15 protein-coding genes are annotated in these 19,835 nt (G+C 71.6%); 7 read left to right on the forward strand and 8 right to left on the reverse strand.

Features of this window, described 5'->3' with window-relative positions:
- Nucleotides 1-24: 24 nt before the first annotated feature.
- From IEY73_RS19870 to IEY73_RS19900, 7 genes are all read right to left on the reverse strand, one after another.
- Nucleotides 25-240, reverse strand: a complete 216-nt coding sequence (locus tag IEY73_RS19870) for a hypothetical protein (protein ID WP_189080764.1) — start codon at nt 238-240, stop codon at nt 25-27.
- An 18-nt stretch (nt 241-258) separates the two neighbouring features.
- The gene (locus IEY73_RS19875) at nt 259-3,432 is read right to left on the reverse strand and encodes a zinc metalloprotease (protein WP_189080765.1); all 3,174 of its coding nucleotides are present in this window, start codon (nt 3,430-3,432) and stop codon (nt 259-261) included.
- Between the two features lie 223 nt (nt 3,433-3,655).
- Complete coding sequence (locus IEY73_RS19880; RefSeq protein WP_189080766.1) at nt 3,656-5,407, reverse strand: S1C family serine protease; 1,752 nt, start codon at nt 5,405-5,407, stop codon at nt 3,656-3,658.
- Between the two features lie 72 nt (nt 5,408-5,479).
- Complete coding sequence (locus IEY73_RS19885; protein WP_229715980.1) at nt 5,480-7,033, reverse strand: sensor histidine kinase; 1,554 nt, start codon at nt 7,031-7,033, stop codon at nt 5,480-5,482.
- Nucleotides 7,034-7,088: 55 nt separating this feature from the next.
- Nucleotides 7,089-7,805 (reverse strand): response regulator transcription factor, encoded by a 717-nt coding sequence (locus IEY73_RS19890; protein ID WP_189080767.1) that lies wholly within the window; start codon nt 7,803-7,805, stop codon nt 7,089-7,091.
- Between the two features lie 90 nt (nt 7,806-7,895).
- Nucleotides 7,896-8,672, reverse strand: coding sequence for a lysophospholipid acyltransferase family protein (locus IEY73_RS19895; protein ID WP_189080768.1), 777 nt, complete (start codon nt 8,670-8,672; stop codon nt 7,896-7,898).
- Nucleotides 8,669-9,430, reverse strand: coding sequence for a GNAT family N-acetyltransferase (locus IEY73_RS19900; protein WP_189080769.1), 762 nt, complete (start codon nt 9,428-9,430; stop codon nt 8,669-8,671). The genes IEY73_RS19895 and IEY73_RS19900 overlap by 4 nt, the downstream gene beginning before the upstream one ends.
- A gap of 175 nt (nt 9,431-9,605) precedes the next feature.
- Between IEY73_RS19900 and IEY73_RS19905 the strand changes: the two genes are divergently transcribed.
- The 7 genes from IEY73_RS19905 (at nt 9,606) to IEY73_RS19935 (ending at nt 19,583) form a co-directional block, all read left to right on the forward strand.
- The gene (locus tag IEY73_RS19905) at nt 9,606-10,538 is read left to right on the forward strand and encodes an ABC transporter ATP-binding protein (protein WP_229715981.1); all 933 of its coding nucleotides are present in this window, start codon (nt 9,606-9,608) and stop codon (nt 10,536-10,538) included.
- The gene (locus IEY73_RS19910) at nt 10,535-11,365 is read left to right on the forward strand and encodes an ABC transporter permease subunit (RefSeq protein WP_189080771.1); all 831 of its coding nucleotides are present in this window, start codon (nt 10,535-10,537) and stop codon (nt 11,363-11,365) included. Before IEY73_RS19905 ends, IEY73_RS19910 begins: the two co-directional genes overlap by 4 nt.
- Before the next feature lie 281 nt (nt 11,366-11,646).
- On the forward strand, nt 11,647-15,363 hold the full coding sequence (locus IEY73_RS19915) for a multifunctional oxoglutarate decarboxylase/oxoglutarate dehydrogenase thiamine pyrophosphate-binding subunit/dihydrolipoyllysine-residue succinyltransferase subunit (protein WP_189080772.1): 3,717 nt from the start codon (nt 11,647-11,649) through the stop codon (nt 15,361-15,363).
- Between the two features lie 66 nt (nt 15,364-15,429).
- Complete coding sequence (locus tag IEY73_RS19920; protein WP_189080773.1) at nt 15,430-15,606, forward strand: DUF6104 family protein; 177 nt, start codon at nt 15,430-15,432, stop codon at nt 15,604-15,606.
- On the forward strand, nt 15,596-16,321 hold the full coding sequence (locus IEY73_RS19925; protein WP_189080774.1) for an AAA family ATPase: 726 nt from the start codon (nt 15,596-15,598) through the stop codon (nt 16,319-16,321). The genes IEY73_RS19920 and IEY73_RS19925 overlap by 11 nt, the downstream gene beginning before the upstream one ends.
- 53 nt (nt 16,322-16,374) lie before the next feature.
- Nucleotides 16,375-18,444, forward strand: coding sequence for a phosphate acetyltransferase (gene pta / locus IEY73_RS19930; protein WP_189080775.1), 2,070 nt, complete (start codon nt 16,375-16,377; stop codon nt 18,442-18,444).
- On the forward strand, nt 18,441-19,583 hold the full coding sequence (locus IEY73_RS19935) for an acetate/propionate family kinase (RefSeq protein WP_189080776.1): 1,143 nt from the start codon (nt 18,441-18,443) through the stop codon (nt 19,581-19,583). The genes pta and IEY73_RS19935 overlap by 4 nt, the downstream gene beginning before the upstream one ends.
- Here the strand turns inward: IEY73_RS19935 and IEY73_RS19940 are convergent.
- Nucleotides 19,568-19,735, reverse strand: a complete 168-nt coding sequence (locus IEY73_RS19940) for a hypothetical protein (RefSeq protein ID WP_189080777.1) — start codon at nt 19,733-19,735, stop codon at nt 19,568-19,570. The two genes, IEY73_RS19935 and IEY73_RS19940, sit on opposite strands and share 16 nt — an antisense overlap.
- Between the last annotated feature and the right edge of the window lie 100 nt (nt 19,736-19,835).

Below are 19,835 nucleotides of genomic sequence, written 5' to 3' on the forward strand. Positions count from 1 at the left end.
CCACCGTCGCCGACGGCGGGCCGGTCAATCCAGCTCCGGCATGGCCACCGGCTGCGGCCGCGGCCGGCAGGTGCCGCACTGCACCGCGTCCTCCACCACCAGCGCCTCGGCACGCCGCCGCGACTCCGACCGGCTCACCTGCAACAGGTACGGGCCGAAACGCGCGTGGTCCTCGCAGACGCCCCGGCCGCAGAACCGGCACGACGCGCGCGCCGCCTTGGCGCAGAACCAACAGAGCACGGAAGCGGATCCTTTCGGTCAGTTGATGAAAATCGGCGGGGTGGTGGTCGGCGACGGGTCCGGGTCGGGCTCGGGGTCGTCGGTGGTCGGCGGCGGTGACGACGGGGTCGTCGGCGGCGATGACGACGGCGGCCGCGACGGGGTGGTGGGCGGGGTGGTCCGCGGCGGCGTCGTGGCCCGCGGCGGCGTCGTGGTGGCGCGCGGCGGCGTCGTGGTCCGCGGGCGCGTGGTGGTCGGCGCCGGCGCCGCGGGGCCGCCGGGGGTGGTCGGCAGCGGCGCGGTCGTGGTCGGTGTGCTCGGCGGCGCCGACGAGACCGGCGCCGACGGAGTGATCTCCGGCAGCGACGGCTCGACGCTCGGCGACTCGCTCGGTCCGGCCGCGGGCGGTGTCACCACCACACCGTCGCCGCACGTCAGGCCGACGTCGTCGGCCGGGGCCGGGCTGCCGTTCACCCGCACCTGGCCGCTGGACACGGTGAGCCCGCTCGGATCCACGGCGTACCAGGCGGCGCCGGCGTTGACCACGTCGCCCACCGGGCGGCTGACCGTCAGGTCCAACGGCAGATAGGCGCCGCTGGTGCTGGTCGTGTCGGCCAGCACGCGGCCGTCGTCGATGGCCAGCTCACCCTGCGGGGTGCGGTGCCGCCCGTCGCCGGTGCGCAGCTCCCGCACCTGCGTGCGGGACGACGGGCAGAGCACCGCCGCGGCCCCGCCGCTGAAGGTGAGCCGTGCCTGCGCACCGCTCGCCACCTCGATCCGGGTGCCCGCATCGACGTACCGGCGGGCTCCGTCGGCGAGCGTGACCTGCCGTCCGTCCACCAGCGCGGTGGCCGAGCCGTGCTCGACGGTGAGCAGCGCCCGGTCGCCGGCCATCTCGGCCCACGCCGGCCCGGGTCGGAAGTTCATCCCGGTCAGCAGCAGCGCGAGCAGGAGCAGCAGCATCACCAGCCACCACATGCGCCGCTGGAAACGCCGGTCGATGTCCGGGTCCTCGGTGCCCTCGGGCGGGCCGGTGGGCACCGCCAACGGCGGGTACGCGCCACCACTGTGCACGCCGTCCGTCTGGCGCCCCCGGCCCTCCGAGGCCGGCACCACGCCCGGCCGGCCGGGCTTCGCCCCGACCAGAGGCGGCATGGCGGAGGCGTCCGGCACGAGCCACAACCGCACCGGGGTCCGTGCCTGCGCCACCACCCCCGGGCTGCCGTCCCCGACCGGGCCGATCAGGGTGCCGCGACGCAGTTCGACGCCGTCCGGCATGGCGATCGCGCCCGACTCGATCACCACCGCGTGCGTCGGTCCGGCCAGGATGACCGGGGCGCCCGGTTGCAGATCCACCGGGTGCGCGGAGGCGATCAGCGCGAGCCGCTCGTCCACCGCCAGCCCGGCCAGCGCCGGGGTGTCCGCGAACAACGACTCGGCCTCGGCCCGGTCGTGCGGCGGCGGGCCGGGCAGCGGCCCCACCACGGAGGCAACGGTGGCGGTGGGCACGGACAACAGCGTGGTGCCGGCGGTGTGCCAGTTCAGCGCGGTGGCCCGCCCGGTGAGCGCGTTGGCGAGCCCGACCACTCCCCCGGTGCCGACATGGTGGCGGATGGTGCCGCCGGGGTCGCCCGGCATCCGGGCCTGCAACGCCCCGTCGACCACCACGTAGACGGCGTTCTGCGCACCCCCGGCCGCGACGATCTGCCGGCCGGTCGGCGGGTGCACCCAGCGCGCCCGCGCGGCGAGGGCGGCCAGTTTCGATTCGCTCAGCCCGCCCAGTTCCGAGGCGCGCAGGGCGGCCAGCCGGCGGGGGGCGTCCGCCTCCCGCTCGCGCTCGGCCGCGCGGCGCCGGGATCCCCGCCACGCCCGGGCCAGCCGGCCCGCGGCGAGATAGACCAGCGGGGCGCACAGGCCGAGGAGCACCGCCGCCAGCAGCAGGCGCCCACCCACGCCGGTGTGCCACAGGCCGGTGACCAGCCCGGACACGCGGTCGGCCCAGATCCGGTAAGCCAGGTTCAGGGCGATGACCATCCACAGGACGGCCAGCACGCCGTACAGGGCGACGACCTTGCCCTCGGTGTCCAGCACGCCCCACCGCGGCGGGCGTCCGCGCAGCCGGCCGGTCACCCAGGCCACGCCGCGGGCCCGCAGGTTCGGGATCTCCAGCCAGTCCATCAGCAGGTAATAGCCGTCCAGCGCCAGGAACGGGTTCAGGTTGAACAGCACGTTCAGGTACCAGACGAAGGCCAGCTTGAAGGCGAGCGGGCCGAACGCCGGGAACGCCAGGCCGGCCAGTTGCACCGCAGCGGCCAGCACCAGGCCGGTGGCCGGGCCGGCGGCGGTGACCAGCAGCCGCGCGCGGCGTCCGGCCATCCACACGTCGGTGGTGTCCACGAACACCGAGGGGATGCCGAAGTAGACAAGCAGGCCGGCCGCCGGGACCTCGCGCCCGGCGTGCTTGGTGGCCAGGGCATGGCCGAGCTCATGGCAGGCCAAGGCCACCACGTTGAGCACCAGCAGGGTGATCGCGCCGAACAGGTACGACCCGCCGGTGAGGAAGACCGGTTGGCTCCCGCGCGCCCAGGTGGCCACGAAAAGCCCGATCCCGGACACCGCGAGCAGGGCCATCATGACCCCGGCGGCCTTGCCGAAGAAGGCTCGGCCGCCGAACCGGTACAGCGCGGTGACCAGCCCGTCGACGTCCGCCACCAGCATGCGACGGCCGCGCAGGGCGGCGAGCAGGCCGCGCCCGACCCGCGCCGGCAGCGGCTTGCGCACGATCTCGCTCAGCGGCCGGAACGCGTCGACCGGCAACTCTTCCAGCATCCGGTTGCCGGCCAGGTCGGCGACGACGCGACGCACCTGGTCCGGGGCGAGCCGGCCGGCGATGCGGGCGAACTCGGCGACCAGGCGGGCCACCGTGAACGAGCCGTCCATCAACAGGGCCAACTGCCACTCGTCCGGCGTGAGCCGCAGGTAGCAGGCGCGCGTGCCGTCGTCCGGCGAGCGCACCATGACGTACGGCGTGCCGCGCACCGACGTCAGCGCGACGGCCTCGACGCCGGCCCGAAGGACGGGCATCGCGCGCGCCGGGTTGAGCCGGTCGACGACGGCACCCCACAGGCCGGGGTCCGCCGGTCCGACGGGCGCACCCGGTGCGCGCCCGGCCAGCGCCTCCCAGACGTTCATCCGGGTTTCGACGTGCGTCACTGAGCTGCCCTTCACTACGCGCTTGCGGCGCGCCGATGCCGTTCGCAGGGTAGGCGGAACGCCCGCCGAAACGCGAGCCCCGGTGCAGCAAACGCCGCAGACATCACCCCAGACACGGGCAAAAAGGCGCGGTGGGTGGTCCCGGTCAACCCCCTTGACCCGGACCACCCACCGCTGTGGGAGGTGTGCCGCCCGATCTGAGCAGACGGCGCGAATGCAGCCGTCAGGACGCCTCGGCGAGCGTCGCGGTCGCGGTCTTCTGCGTCCCGTCCCGGGTGAACACCAGGGTCATCTGGTCGCCCACGTTGGCGCCCTGGACGATGGCCACCAGGTCGTCGGAACCGTTGATCGGCTTGCCGTCCGCCTTGGTGATCACGTCACCCTGCTGGAGCCCGGCCTTCGCCGCCGCGCTGCCAGGCGTGACCGAGCTGATCAACGCGCCGCCGCCCTCGGCCTCGGTGACGCTGACGCCCAGCGCCGGGTGGCTCACCTTGCGGCCCGCGATCAGGTCGTCGGCGACCTGCTTGGCCTTGTTGCTCGGGATCGCGAAGCCGAGGCCGATGTTGCCGTTGCTCTGCCCGGACGTGGCGATCGCGGAGTTGATGCCGATCACCTGGCCGCTGACGTTCACCAGGGCGCCGCCGGAGTTGCCGGGGTTGATCGGCGCGTCGGTCTGCAACAGGCCGGACATGGTGGTGGTCGTCTGCTGCTGTTGCTCCTGCTGGCCGCCGAACGGGTTCGGCTGCTGCGGCTCCTGGTCGCCGGACTGGATCGTCCGGTCCTTGGCGCTGATGATGCCGGCCGTCACCGAGCCCTCCAGGCCCAGCGGGCTGCCCAGCGCGAGCACGGTGTCGCCCACCTGCATCTTCGAGCTGTCGCCGAACTTGGCCGCCTTCAACCCGGAGACACCGGCGGCCTTCACCACGGCCAGGTCGGTCCGCGGGTCGGTGCCGATGATGGTGGCGGTGGCCTTCTTACCGTTGGCGAAGACCACGTTGACGGTACGGCCCTGGGCGGTGGCCACCACGTGATTGTTGGTCAGGATGTAGCCGTCCGCGCTGAGGATCACGCCGGAGCCCTCGCCGGACTCGGTGGTGATGGAGACGACGCTGTCCTGCACGGCGGCGGCGATCTGGGCCAGCGACGACCGGTCCACCACACGGGTGACCGAGGAACCGCCGGTCTGCACGGTGGCCGTCCCGGAGCCGTTGTCGTCCAGCGCGAGCGCGGTGGCCGCACCGACCCCGCCCGCGGCCAGGGCGATCACCACGGCGGCGGCGCCGGCCGCCAGGATCGTGCGGGTACGCCGGGTCCGCTCCGGGTCGCGCTGCTGGCTCTCCACCGGCTGCGCCCAGGCGGCGGTGTGCTGCTCCGGCCCACCGGCGTACGCATACTGCGGGTGCTGGCCGTACGCCGGGTAGCCCCCCGCGTACGCCTGCTGGTGCCCGGTCTGCTGCTGCGAGGTCCCCGGGTAGCCGTGCTGGTGCGCCTGACCGTACGACGGCTGGTGCTGGGCCGTCGGCTGGTGCTGGGTCGCGTCGCGCTGCCACGCCGAGCCGGTCCACTGCTGGGTGCCGTAGTTGAAGTAGCCCGGTGTTCCCCCGGCGTACGGGCCGCCGGACTGGGGCACCCCGGACTGGGGCATTCCCGACTGCGGCGGCGCGGACTGCGGCATCCCTGACTGCGGCGGCGCGGACTGCGGCGCGGCGGGTTGCTGGGGCGCTGCGGGTTGCTGGGGCGCGGCGGCCTGGGGCGGGGTGGGCGGCTGAGGCGCGCCGTTCGCGGGCGCCGACGACGGGGGAGCGACCGGCTGCTGTGCCGTCGTCGGCTCACCGAACGACTCCCCCCGCTCCGAGCCACCGCCGTGGTAGGGAGCGTCCGCGGGCGGGTTGTCGTACGCGCCCTCCGCGGGCCGGTGCGGCGACTCCGGTGACGGAACGTCCTGCCGCTGCGGGTTGGTCTCGTGGTCGGTCATGAGCACTACTCTGCCCACTCCCACTCCGATCGACCTGTGGTGGCCCTGGATGTTGTCTGAGAATGCCGATGATCAGGCGTCCGCCGGGTCCGACGCGACCACGGTCGGCAGGCTCACCCGGAATGTGGCGCCCTGCCCCGGCTCGCTGACCACCTCGACGTTGCCATGGTGCGCCCGCACGATGGCGGCCACGATGGCCAGCCCCAGCCCGGTGCCGGTGTCCTGCCGGTCGGTGCGCCGGGTGCGGGCGCCGTCGACGCGATAGAACCGCTCGAAGACCCGGTCACGCTGCTCCGGCGACAACCCGGGGCCGGTGTCCACCACCTCGACCACGGCCCGTTCCCCGGACGCGGCCGACAGCCGCACCGTCACCGAAGCCTCCGGCGGGGTGTGCACCAGCGCGTTCGTCACCAGGTTGCCCAGGACCTGCCGCAGCCGGGCGTCGTCGCCGTACGCCACCAGCCGCTCCGGCGTGTCCCGCACGTCCAGGTCGATGGTGCGCCCCGGCGCGGTGGCCGAGGCCGCCTCCACCGCGTCCATGGCGAGCACCGGCAACTCGACCGGCGCCAGATTCAGCGGACGCTCCCGGTCCAGCCGGGCCAGCAGCAGCAGGTCCTCGACGAGCAGGCCCATCCGGGACGCCTCGTCCTCGATCCGGCGCACCAGCCGCGCCACGTCGTCCGCCTCCGCCACCGCGCCCTGCCGGTAGAGCTCGGCGTACCCGCGGATGCTGGTCAGCGGCGTACGCAACTCGTGCGAGGCGTCCGCGACGAACTGCCGCATCTTCTCCTCGGAGCGCACCGCCCGCGTCTCGGACGACCGCGCCGCCTCCGCCGCGTCCCGCGCGGCCGACTCGGCGGCTCGGGCCGCCGCCTCGGAGTGGGCCCGCGCGGTGAACGCCGCCTCGATCTGCGCCAGCATCGCGTTCAGCGCGCGAGACAACCGGCCCAGTTCGGTGTGTGGGTACTCGCTGCCCGGCTCCGGGTCCGGCACCCGCCGGGTCAGGTCGCCGGCCGCGATCGCCCCGGCCGTCTGCTCGATCTCCACCAACGGCCGCAGACTGGTCCGGACGATGGCCGCGCCCGCGGCCGCGATGCCCACCAGCACCGCGCCGCCGACCAGCGCATCGATCCAGATCAGCCGGGTCACCGCGGACTCCACCTCGGCCATGTTCCGGCCCACATAGAGGATCGCGCCCTGGTCGGTGACCGCGATCATCATGCGCCAGTGCACCTGCTTGTTCGGCGAAATCGCCGTGTACGGCTGAGCACCGATCCGCTCGTTGATGTCGCTGAGCTTGGTGAAGTACGGCGGCAGGTCGGCCGTGCGCAAGCTGGGGATGTTGGTGTGTGACGTGCCCACCCCGCTGACCGAACGCACCGAGTACATGTACTCGCTGGGCAGGTTGCCCTCCGGATGAATCTCGCCGTAGTACTCCAGGTCGTGCGCCATCTCCCCGATCACCGCGGCGAGCTCGTCGTCCATCCGGCCGACCAGGTACGTCCGGAGGGCGAACGTGGACGACACGCTCATCAGCGTCAGCGCGGCGAACACCAGGACGAGCACCGCCGCGACGAGTTTGATCCGCAGCGGCGTGCTGCGCAGCTTGCTCGTGGCCCGTTCCACGTGAGGTGACGGAGGCGGCGACGAGGGTTGCGGTGCCGTGGCGACCACGGCGGAGTCAGGCGGCCGGCTTGCGCAGCACGTAACCGACGCCGCGCAGCGTGTGGATCAGGCGAGGCTGCACGTTGTCCACCTTGCGCCGCAGGTACGAGATGTAGGACTCGACGATGTTGTCGTCGCCGCGGAAGTCGTACTTCCACACGTGGTCCAGGATCTGCGCCTTGGAGAGCACCCGGTTGGCGTTGAGCATGAGGTAGCGCAGCAGCTTGAACTCGGTCGGCGAGAGCTGCACCCGCTGACCGGCCCGGTAGACCTCGTGCGTCTCCTCGTCGAGTTCGAGATCGGCGAAGGTGAGTCGCGGCGGCGTCTCGTCGCCCTGCGTGGTGCGCCGCAACACGGCCCGGATGCGGGCGGTCAGCTCCTCCAGGCTGAACGGCTTGGTGACGTAGTCGTCGCCACCCAGCGTCAGGCCGCGGATCTTGTCGTCGGTGCCGTCGCGGGCGGTCAGAAAGACCACCGGCGTCCGCGCGCCGCCCTCCCGCATCAGCCGGATCACCTCGAACCCGTCCAGGTCGGGCAGCATGACGTCGAGCACCACAAGGTCGGGCGAGGCGTTCTTCGCCGCCGTGACGGCCGCACTGCCGCTGGTGGCGGTGCTGACGTCGAAGCCGGCGAATCGCAGACTGGCGGACAGCAACTCCAAGATGTTGGCGTCGTCCTCCACCACGAGGAGCTTCGCCTCGCTCGGCTTGGGCTGAGTCTGGATGGCGGCCATGCCTGCCATCATGTCGCGGGCCGCTGCGTTGTGCCTGCCCGATAGCTGAAAGTTCGCTGTGAGATACCTCGGGCCTCCCCGTACGCCCGGTCAGGCGGCCAGGCCCAGGTCGGCGACGCGACCCGGGGCGGACCGCAGCCCCACCGAGGACTGCGCGGCCCGGGCCAGCGCGCCCCGCACGGCTCCGTCCGCCGGATGCAGCGCCGGTGCGGTGATCACGGTCATGGCGAGACTACGGGTACGCGCGACTCGCAGCACCGACGACCACAGCGTCTCCGCGCCGACGAACGCCACGGCGGTGGAGTCGTACCGGATGGCCACCGGAACCACCGGCGCGCGAGCATCCACCGCGGCCTGGAAGACCGCAGGCCGGAACCGTCCGCGGTCCGCGCCGCAGAAGGTGGTGCCCTCCGGAAAGACCGCCACCGAGCGACCGTCCCGCAACGCCGCGGACACCTCGGCCACCGTGGTCGGCAGGGTCTTGGGGCGGCTGCGGTCCAGGAAGATGGCGCCCGCGCCGGCCGCCATCGCGCCGATCACCGGCCAGCCGCGCACGTCGTGCTTGGCCACCAGGCGCATCCGGCCGATCGCCAGCAGCGCGACGACGTCCAGCCAGGACACGTGGTTGGCGACCAGCAGACTGCCGGCGCGCGGCGCCGGACCGCGCACCTGCAACCGCACTCCCAGGGACGCCAGCACGCCCCGGGCCGCGAGGCGCACCGCGGCGCCACGCAGCACCGGCACGGTCAGGGCGGCCACCGCCAGCACGCCGATCAGCAGCGGCAACCGCCACAGCGCGTACCGGACCCGGGGTCCGTCCTCGGCATAGCAGTGCGGCCCGCAGCCGGACGTCGGTTGCCAGATCACCGGGTCGCTCCGAGGAAGTGCCGGCGGTACCGCGGGTCCATCCGGTCCATCGAGAACAGCACGTAGAAGTCGGCCACCCCGAACTCCGGATCGTGCGCCGGCTCGCCGCAGACCCAGCTACCCAGGCGCAGATACCCGCGCAGCAGCGGCGGGACCGCCACGCGCGGGTCGCCCAGCGGGGTCTGAGGGGACAGCCACGGACGGCGCGGGCGCACCCGCAGGGCCGGCGGCGACAGGTGCCGCTGCACCACCCGCGCCCAGACGCCGGCGGCCTGCGCGCCGCCGTCCGACAGCGGCACCGAGGCGCAGCCGCCCAGCCAGCGCAGATTGTTCAGGTGCAGGTAACGGGCGATGCCCGCCCACATCAGGTTCACCACCGCCCCGGCCCGATGATCCGGGTGCACGCACGAGCGGCCGACCTCGACGAGCTGGTCGCGCAGCGGGCCCAGGCGGCTGAGGTCGAATTCACCGTCGGCGTAGCGGCGCCCGGCCGCCTCGGCCGCCTTCGGCGGCAGCATGCGATAGGTGCCGACGACCGCGCCCGTGGCGTCGTCGCGCACCACCAGGTGATCGCAGTATTCGTCGAAGTCGTCGACGTCGCGTCCGTCCGCGGTGGCGGGCAGGTCGGCGCCGAGTTCGTCGGCGAACACATCGTGGCGCAGCTTCTGCGCGGCCGCGACGAGAGCGGGATCGTCGGCGAGTAGGAGTGAGTAACCGCTGGTGGAGGTGGCAGCGGGGGCAGTCAGGAGAACGACCATGTTCTCTGTGTAAGGGGGCCACGTCGCCTCGGCGTGTCGCGATTACTGGCGGCGGATGTCGAGAACATGAACTACTTGCGCCCGGCGCGGCGCCGCGGACGCGTTCGGTTACCGGGCAGCGGGCCTTTTCCCTGTCCGATACGGTGAGCCCCGCCACCGTCGGAGGGAGTTGCACGTGATCGCCGGACATCCGGGCACCGGGTCCGAGGAGATCGTCGTCGCCGGCTTGACCAAGCAATACGGCAAGCTGCGCGCGGTCGACGACCTCTCGTTCACCGTGCGCCCGGGACGCGTGACGGGCTTCCTCGGTCCCAACGGTGCGGGCAAGACCACCACCCTGCGCATGCTGCTCGGCCTGGTCACGCCGACCGCCGGGCGGGCCGGTTTCGGCAGCCGCCGCTACGTGGAGCTCGACCAGCCGCTGCGGCACGTGGGCGCGGTGCTGGAGGCCTCCAGCGCACACCGCGGCCGGACCGGCGCGAACCACCTGCGGGTGATCTGCCGGGCCGCCGGCGTTCCGGTCTCCCGGGCCGCCGAGGTGCTCGACCTGGTCGGGCTCACCCCCGCCGCGAACCGCAAGTTCAAGGGTTACTCGCTGGGCATGCGGCAACGTCTCGGCATCGCCGCGGCGATGGTCGGCGACCCGCGGGTGCTGATCCTGGACGAGCCGGCCAACGGGCTCGACCCGGAGGGCATCCGGTGGATGCGCGACCTGCTCAAGATGCTCGCCGCCGAGGGACGCACCATCCTGGTCTCCAGCCACCTGCTCAGCGAGATGCAGTTGATGGCCGACGACGTGGTGATCGTGGCGGCCGGCCGGCTGATCCGCCAGGGCCCCGTCGACGACGTGCTCGGCGCCATGGCCGGCGGCGCGCAGGTGCGGGTGCGCACGCCGCAACCGGCCGAGCTGACCACCGCGCTGACCGCCGCCGGCGCCGGCGTCACCGAGCTGCCGGACGGTGCGCTCTCGGTGACCGGCGCGGATCCGGCCAAGGTCGGGCACACCGCATTCGCCGCCGGTGTCGAATTGCACGAGCTGCTCGGTGAGCGGGCCGACCTGGAACAGGTGTTCCTCCAGTTGACGGCCGGGAAGGCGGAGATCCGATGAACCTCGTGCGCGCGGAGATCCTGAAGATCAGGACCACGTCGACCTGGTGGGTCTTCGGCATCATCATGCTGCCGCTGTGGGCACTCGCGGTCCTCTACAACTGGGGCACCGCCAACATCTCCGGGGGCGTCGACCCGGCCGAGTCCGGCCTGTCCGCCGACCAGGCCGAGCAGCTCCGCGTGGCGAACGAGGCGGTGAACGTCGCCACCACCCTCTACACCAGCGGGCAGTTCCTGGGAGTGCTGCTGGTCATGTTGCTCGGCGCGATCATCGTGACCAATGAGTTCTTCCACCTCACCGCCACCACGACGTTCCTGGTGAGCCCGGTGCGCGAGCGGGTGATCACCGCGAAGCTGATCGCCGCGATCCTGCTCGGCCTGGTCTTCTGGGCGGTCACCACCATCCTCAACCTGATCGTGGTGCCGTTCGTGCTGCACGCCCTGGATTACAGCGCGCAACTGGGCGATCCGGCCGTCTGGCGCGCGATCGGACTGAACGCCCTGGCGTTCGCGCTGTGGGCGATCGTGGGCGTCGGCGCGGGCGTGCTGATCCGCAGTCAGCTTGGCGCCACGCTCACCCTGTCCATCGCGTACGTGATCGGCACCTTCGGGGCCAGCCTGGTCTTCTACCTCTTGACGCAGTACGTCGCGGACTGGTTCAGCAAGCTCCAGGTCTTGGTGCCGACCACGGCATCGACCCTGATGATCTCCGGAACCGAGCTGCCCGGCAATCCACCACGCTGGGTCGGCGCCGTGGTACTGATCGGGTACGCCGTGGTCACCGGATTCCTGGGCACGCTCATCGTGCGCCGCCGCGACATCAGCTGAGCCCGCGCGCCACCAACCAGCACGCTTGCGTCGACTCGGGGCCGTGCGGGCGCCGAGACGGGAACCCGACAGCGTGCACGCACCCGCCGTGACGTGCCCGTCACGCTGGCCGAACGTCGCGCCTCTTGCCCGTTTCGGTATGCCGATTCGGCCACCCGGACGCCCTGACACGACCGGAGCCGGAGCGGCCGACAGAGTAGCCTGGGGGGACAATCCGTCCCGCTACGTGTGACGAAACGCGTCGAGTGCCGACAAATTTGGTGAAAGAGGCGAACACGGAAGTGTCGACCCAGCAGACAGCGCAGGAAAACCCACTCGCGGACTTCGGTCCCAACGAGTGGATCGTCGACGAGATGTATCAGCGCTACCTGGCCGATCCAGCCAGCGTGGACCCCGCTTGGCACGATTTCTTCGCCGACTACAAGCCGGCGATGGCCACGGGATCGATCGTCTCCCCTGACGAGGCGACTGCCGCCACCGCCACCGCCACGGCGGCCAAGGCCGGCACCGACGCCCCTGCCGCCGCTTCGGTCGCCAAGGTCAAGCCGACCGTGCCCGAGAAGGCCGCCAAGCCCAAGGCCGCCAAGCCGGCTCCGGAGAAGGCCCCCGCCGCCAAGACGACCACCGAGACGCCCGCCGGGCAGGGCGCCAAGGTGACCCCGCTGCGAGGCGTGGCCGCACGGATCGTGCAGAACATGGGCGCCTCGCTGGAGGTGCCGACCGCCACCTCGGTGCGCGCGGTCCCGGCGAAGCTCATGGTGGACAACCGCATCGTGATCAACAACCACCTGTCCCGTGGCCGCGGCGGCAAGGTGAGCTTCACCCACCTGATCGGGTGGGCGCTGGTGCGTGCGGTGATGGCCAACCCGGCGATGAACAACTCGTTCGCCGAGGTGGACGGGAAGCCGTCGCTGGTGCAGCCCGAGCACATCAACCTGGGCATCGCGATCGACCTGGCCAAGAAGGACGGTTCGCGCACGTTGGTGGTGCCGTCCATCAAGAACTGCGAAGAGATGGACTTCCGCAAGTTCTGGCAGGCCTACGAGGACGTGGTGCGCCGGGCCCGGCGCAACGAGCTGACCATGGACGACTACGCCGGCACCACGATTTCGCTGACGAACCCCGGCGGCATCGGCACGGTGCACTCCATCCCGCGCCTGATGACCGGCCAGAGCGCGATCATCGGCGTGGGCGCGATGGAGTACCCGGCGCCTTACTCGGGCATGTCCGACGAGACGCTGTCCGAGCTGGCCGTCAGCAAGGTCTCCACGCTCACCAGCACCTACGACCACCGGGTCATTCAGGGCGCGCAGTCCGGCGAGTTCCTCAAGGCCATGCACGACCTGCTGCTGGGCGAGCAGGACTTCTACGACGACATCTTCACCTCGCTGCGGATCCCGTACGAGCCGATCCGCTGGGTCCGCGACGTGGCGCGGACGTCCGAGGGCCAGATCGACAAGGCCGCTCGGGTGATCGAGCTGATCCACGCGTACCGGGTGCGCGGCCACCTGATGGCCGACACCGACCCGCTTGAGTTCGCCATCCGCCGGCACCCCGACCTGGACGTGCTGCAGCATGGCCTGACGCTGTGGGATCTGGACCGCACGTTCCCGGTGGGCGGGTTCGCCAGCAAGCAGAAGATGAAGCTGCGGGATGTGCTCGGGGTGCTGCGGGACACCTACTGCCGCCGGGTCGGCATCGAGTACATGCACATCCAGGATCCGGAGGAGCGCCGCTGGATCCAGGACCGGATCGAGATCAAGTACACGAAGCCGGACTCGCAGGAGCAGAAGCACGTCCTCAACCGCCTCAACGCGGCCGAGGCGTTCGAGACGTTCCTGCAGACCAAGTTCGTCGGTCAGAAGCGGTTCTCGCTGGAGGGCGGCGAGTCGCTGATCCCGCTGCTGGACACGGTCCTGCACGCGTCGGCGGTCAGCGGGCTGGACGAGATGGTCATCGGCATGGCACACCGTGGCCGGCTCAACGTGCTGGCCAACATCGTCGGCAAGCCGTACGAGAAGATCTTCAACGAGTTCGAGGGTCAGATGGACCCGAAGTCGGCGCACGGCTCCGGTGACGTCAAGTACCACCTGGGCCAGACCGGCAAATACACCACTCCGGACGGGGAGAACGCGACAACGGTCAGCGTGGTGGCCAACCCGTCACACCTGGAGGCCGTGGACCCGGTGCTGGAAGGCATCGTGCGCGCCAAGCAGGACCGCCTCGACCTCGGGCTGCACGGTTACACGGTGCTGCCGCTGCTGGTGCACGGCGACGCGGCGTTCGCCGGCCAGGGAGTGGTGGCGGAGACGCTCAACCTCTCGCAACTGCGCGGCTACCGCACCGGCGGCACGGTGCACGTGGTGGTGAATAACCAGGTCGGCTTCACCACCGCACCCGAGTACAGCCGGTCCTCGCTCTACTCCACCGACGTCGCCCGGATGATCCAGGCGCCGATCTTCCACGTGAACGGCGACGACCCGGAGGCCGTCGTCCGCGTCGCCAAGCTGGCCTTCGAGTACCGCCAGGCGTTCAACAAGGACGTCGTGATCGACCTGGTCTGCTACCGCCGCCGCGGGCACAACGAGGGCGACGACCCGTCGATGACCAACCCCCGGATGTACGAGATCATCGACACCAAGCGGTCGGTGCGCAAGCTGTACACCGAGGAGCTGATCGGCCGCGGCGACATCACCGTCGACGACGCCCAGGAGCAGCTTCGCGACTACCAGCAGCAACTGGAGAAGGTGTTCAAGGCCACCCGCGATGCGGCCGGTACGCCGCCACGGGCGCGCACCCTGGCCGAGGAACCGGAGCCGCGGGTGGACACCGCGATCGACGCGGGCGTCGTCAAGGCGGTCGGCCAGGCGCACGTCGAGCTGCCCGAGGGCTTCACCCCGCACAAGCGCGTCCAGCAGTTGCTGGACAGGCGGGCCAAAATGGCCACCGAGGGCGGCATCGACTGGGGCTTCGCCGAACTGGTGGCGTTCGGTTCGCTGCTCGCCGAGGGTGTCACCGTCCGGCTCGCCGGCCAGGACTCGCGGCGCGGCACGTTCGTGTCCCGGCACGCCGCGATCGTGGACGCCAAGACCGGCACGGACTACCTGCCGATGTCCAGCCTGGCCAGCGGAAACGCCCGGTTCTTCGCGCATGACTCGCTGCTGTCCGAGTACGCCGCGATGGGCTTCGAGTACGGCTACTCGGTGGAGAACCCGGAAGCGCTGGTGCTGTGGGAGGCGCAATTCGGCGACTTCGTCAACGGTTCCCAGTCGATTGTGGACGAGTTCGTCTCCTCCGGCGAGGTCAAGTGGGGGCAGCGCTCGTCGTTGGTGCTGCTGCTGCCGCACGGGCAGGAGGGTCAGGGCCCGGACCACTCGTCCGGCCGCATGGAACGCTTCCTGCAGCTATGCGCGCAGGACAACATGCGGGTCGCCAACCCGACCACCCCGGCGAACTACTTCCACCTGCTGCGCCGTCAAGCGCTGTCGAGCAAGCGCAAGCCACTCGTGGTGTTCTCCCCCAAGTCGCTGCTGCGGCACCGGCTCGCCGTCTCCCAGGTGGGTGATTTCACCGAGGGCACCTTCCAGCCGGTGATCGGCGACGCCGGCGTCTCCGGCACGCCGCTGCAGCCGGAGGCGGTCAAGCGGGTGCTGCTCTGCTCCGGCAAGGTCTATTACGACCTGTACGCGGCCCGCGCCGACCGGGGCATGACCGACACCGCGATCGTCCGGATGGAGCAGATCTATCCGCTGCCGGTCGACGAGTTGAAGGCGGTGCTGGCGCAGTACCCGAACGCCGAGGACTTCGCCTGGGTGCAGGAGGAGCCGGCCAACCAGGGTGCGTGGAGTTTCGTGGCGTTGAACCTCCTGGAGCATCTGGAGGGCGTCCGCCTGCGCCGCATCTCCCGTCCCGCGGCCGCCGCCCCGGCGGTCGGCTCGGCGAAGATGCACGAAGCCGAGCAGCGGGCACTGGTCGAGGCGGCCCTGCCCCAGCACTGACCGCCGGCCCGATCCTCAGCCAGGGGCGCTCCGCACTCGCGGGGCGCCCCTGCCTACTATCCGGGCATGTACTTCACCGATCGTGGCATCGAGGAACTGGTCGAGCGGCGCGGCGCGGAATCCGTGACGCTGGAGTGGCTCGGCGAGCAGTTGCGGGCGTTCGTCGACCTGAACCCCGACTTCGAGACGCCGATCGAGCGGTTCGCGGTGTTCCTCGCCCGCGGGGAGGACGATGAAGACTAGCGCGGGCCGGCCCACGCGGCGCGTCGAGCGGGACCTCGCAACGGAGGTCGACCGGGACGCGTGGTGGGCGCGCATCCCCGCGGTGGCCGCCGTGCTGGAGCACGGTCTCAATCTCCCGGCCGGGGTGACGTTCCTGGTCGGCGAGAACGGTTCCGGCAAGTCCACCCTGATCGAGGCGTTGGCCGCGGCGCACGGAGTCAACCCGGAGGGCGGCTCCCGCGGCGCCCGGCACAGCACGCGGGCCACCGAGTCGCCGCTCGGCGATCACCTGCGCGTGGTCCGGTCACCCGGCCGGGCCGCCAACGCGTACTTCCTGCGCGCCGAGACCACGCACGGCCTCTTCACGTACCTGGAAAGCCTTCCCGGCTCGCCGGACGGCGACCTGCACGACCGCAGCCACGGTGAGGGCTTCCTGGAACTGCTCGCGCGCAAATTCCGCGGGTACGGCTTCTACCTCATGGACGAGCCCGAGGCGCCGCTGTCGTTCACGTCGACGCTGGGTCTGCTGGGTCGGCTGGACGTGTTGCGCTCTCAAGGGGCGCAGGTGGTGGTGGCCACGCACTCGCCGTTGCTGACCGCGTTGCCCGGGGCCACCGTCCTGGAGCTCGGTGACCACGGCATCCGCCGCGTGCGGTGGTCGGAGCTGTCGGTGGTGGCGCACTGGCGGCGCTTCCTGGACCACCCGGAGACCTACCTGGACGCGACGTTGTCCTGACGCGGTGCACGACTGCGCCCGACGCACACCCCGGCGACCGGTAGGTTGGGGGCGTGGCGCGAAGTGTGTACGTCGCGGGGCTCGGCCCCGGCGTCGGCAAGGGAACCGTGGCCTTGGGCCTGACCGAGCTGCTGTCCCGGCACATCGCCCGCCTCGGGGTGTTCCGGCCGCTGGTGGCCGGCGCCGAGACCGATCCGCTGCTCACCCTGCTGACCGAGCGCTATACGCGGTCCACGCCGGCCGAGTCCTACGGCGTGACCTACGCCGAGGCCAGTCGTCTCGTGGCGGACGGGCGTCGCGAGGAGCTGATCTCCCGCATCGTGGAACGCTACCGGGACCTGGAGCGAACCTGCTCCTCGGTGGTGGTCGTGGGCAGCGACTTCGCCGACGGCCAGCATGAGGAGGGGCACGACGAGTTTCCCCGCGAGCTGGCGTTCAACGCCCGGCTGGCCACCGAGTTCGGCAGCGTGGTGGTCGCGGTGGTCAGCGGCGAGCATCGCACCGCGGAGGCGTTGTCCGCGGCCGCGCGCAGCGCGTACCACTCGATGACCGATCTCGGGGCCACCGTGCTGGCGGTGATCGCCAACCGGGTGCCCGACGGCGTACCGGCGCCGACCGGCCTGCCGGTCCCCTGCTGGGCGGTGCCGGAGGTGCCGGCCGTCGCCGCGCCCACCGTGGCCGAGGTCGCCGCCGCGCTGGATGCCACCGTGGTCATCGGCGGTCCCGCCGCCCTGGATCGGGACGTGCTCGGGTTCGTGGTGGGCGGCGGACACGTGCCCACCGTGCTGGAGCATCTGGTGGATGGTGCGCTGGTCATCACGCCCGGCGACCGGGCCGACGTGCTGGTGGCGGCGAACGCCGCACATGCGGCCGGCACCGTGACGCTGGCCGGGCTGGCGCTCACCATCGGCGAGTTCCCCGACCCGCGTGCGGTGCGGGTGATCGAGGGGCTGAACACCGGCCTGGCCATGCTCGTGGTGCCCACCGACAGCTACCACACGATCGCCGCGGCCGACCGGATTGAGGCCGCGCTGAGCACCGCCACACCGCGCAAGATCGAGGCGGCGCTCGGCGCCTTCGAAAAGAACGTGGACACCGCCGAACTTTCCCGCGTGCTCGATGTGGCGCGGTCCAGCCGGGTCACCCCGCTGATGTTCGAGAACGACCTGATCGACCGGGCCCGCGCCGACCGGCGGCGGCTGGTCCTTCCGGAAGGCGCCGACGAGCGGATTCTGCGCGCCGCCGAGACCCTGCTGCGCCGGGGCGTGGCGGACCTGACCCTGCTCGGCGACCCGGACGAGATCACCCGCCGGGCCCGTGAGGTGGGCGCCGAGATCGGCTCGGCCGTGCTCGTCGATCCGGGCGCAAGCGTGTGGCGGGACCGTTTCGCGCAGCGGTACGCCGATTTGCGCAAGCACAAGGGCATCACCCTGGATGTGGCGTACGACGTGGTGCGTGACGTGAACTACTTCGGCACCCTGATGGTGGCCGAGGGGCTAGCCGACGGGATGGTGTCCGGCGCGAACCACACCACCGCGGCCACCATCCGGCCCGCCTTCGAGATCATCCGCACGGTTCCGGGGGTGTCGGTGGCCTCCAGCGTGTTCTTCATGCTGCTCGCCGACCGGGTGCTGGTCTACGGCGACTGCGCCGTGAATCCCGATCCGGACGCGCCGCAGCTCGCCGACATCGCCCTGTCCTCCGCACAGACGGCCGCCGCGTTCGGTTTGGAACCCCGCGTGGCGATGCTGTCCTATTCGACCGGCAGCTCCGGTTCCGGGGCCGATGTGGAGAAGGTCGCCGCGGCCACCGAGCTGGTACGCGCCCGGCGGCCGGACCTTCCGGTCGAAGGACCGATCCAGTACGACGCCGCCATCGATCCGGCGGTGGCCGCCACCAAGCTGCCGGACAGTACCGTCGCCGGCAAGGCCACCGTCTTCGTCTTCCCCGACTTGAACACCGGCAACAACACCTATAAGGCCGTGCAGCGCTCCGCCGGGGCGGTCGCGGTCGGGCCGGTGATGCAGGGACTGAACCGCCCGGTGAACGATCTGTCCCGAGGAGCGACCGTGAAAGACATCGTCAACACCGTGGCGATCACCGCGATTCAGGCGGCCTCGTGACTCGCGTCCTGGTGCTCAACAGCGGTTCGTCGTCGGTGAAGTACCGCTTGTTCGACGGCCGGCGCACGCTGGCCCGGGGGTTGGTCGAGCGCATCGGCGAGGACGGCGGAGACGCCGCCGATCACGCCGCCGCGCTGCGCCGGATCATGGAGTCGGTCGACCTGGACGGCTTGGCCGTGGTCGGGCACCGGGTGGTGCACGGCGGAACCGAGTTCGACTCGGCCACGCTGATCGATGACGACGTCGCCGCGGTGATCGAGCGGTTGATTCCGCTCGCCCCGTTGCACAACCCCGCCGCGCTCAGCGGCATCACGGTGGCACGCAAGCTTCTGCCCGAGGTCGCGCAGGTCGCCGTCTTCGACACCGCGTTCCACCGGACCATCGAGCCCGCGGGCATCACGTACGCGATGGATGCCGCGCTCGCCGAGCGGTGGGGGGTGCGGCGCTACGGCATGCACGGGACCTCTCACGCGTACGTGTCGCGGCGGACTGCGGCGCTGCTCGGGCTGGCACCGGAGGCGGCCAACATCATCACGCTGCATCTGGGCAACGGCGCGAGCGCCTGCGCGGTGCGGGGTGGCCGCAGCGTGGCCACGTCGATGGGCATGGCGCCGCAGCAGGGCCTGGTGATGGGCACGCGCAGCGGGGACATCGACCCGACGGTGATCTTTCACCTGCATCGGGCGGCCGGCATGCCGGTGGACGAGATCGAACATTCGCTGACCCGGGCGGCCGGCTTGCTGGGGCTCACCGGCGACAACGACATGCGTGCGGTGCAGCGCCGCAGGCAGCAGGGCGATCCCGCGGCCGGCTTGGCGTTCGACGTCTACTGCCGGCGGATCAAGGAGTATGTCGGCGCCTACCTGGCGGTGCTGGGCCGGGCGGATGCGATCGCCTTCACGGCCGGCGTCGGCGAGAACTCACCCGAGGTCCGCGCCGCCGCGCTGTCCGGGCTGGACGGGCTGGGCATCGCGGTCGACCGGCACCGCAACGAGCAGATCGCCCCGAACGAGCGGGGCGAGCAGGTCGTCTCGCCGGACGGCAGCCCGACGGCCATCTGCGTGGTGCCCACCGATGAGGAACTGGAGATCGCGCAGCAGTCGGTCGCGGCGCTGGGCGCGGGTCAGAGCGCCAGGTAGAGCACCACCGCGAGCACGACGACGAAGGCGATGGCGACGCCTCCCAGCACGAACGGCGTCCGGGACGATGCGGACTGTTCCTGCGGCGTGTGGTCGCTGAAGGCGCGGAAGGCTTCGGTGTTGCCGCTGGGGTCGACGCGGTTGTCTGACATGCGCGCCACCCTAGCGAAGGCGCGCACGCCCGGCGACCACCCCGTTTTCGGCCGCCAGCTCAGACGATCGCGCGAGACGATTTTCACCCGTTGGTGGGAG

Origin of the sequence: Mangrovihabitans endophyticus (assembly GCF_014646155.1) — a bacterium.
In the GTDB taxonomy this organism is placed as follows: domain Bacteria; phylum Actinomycetota; class Actinomycetes; order Mycobacteriales; family Micromonosporaceae; genus Actinoplanes; species Actinoplanes endophyticus.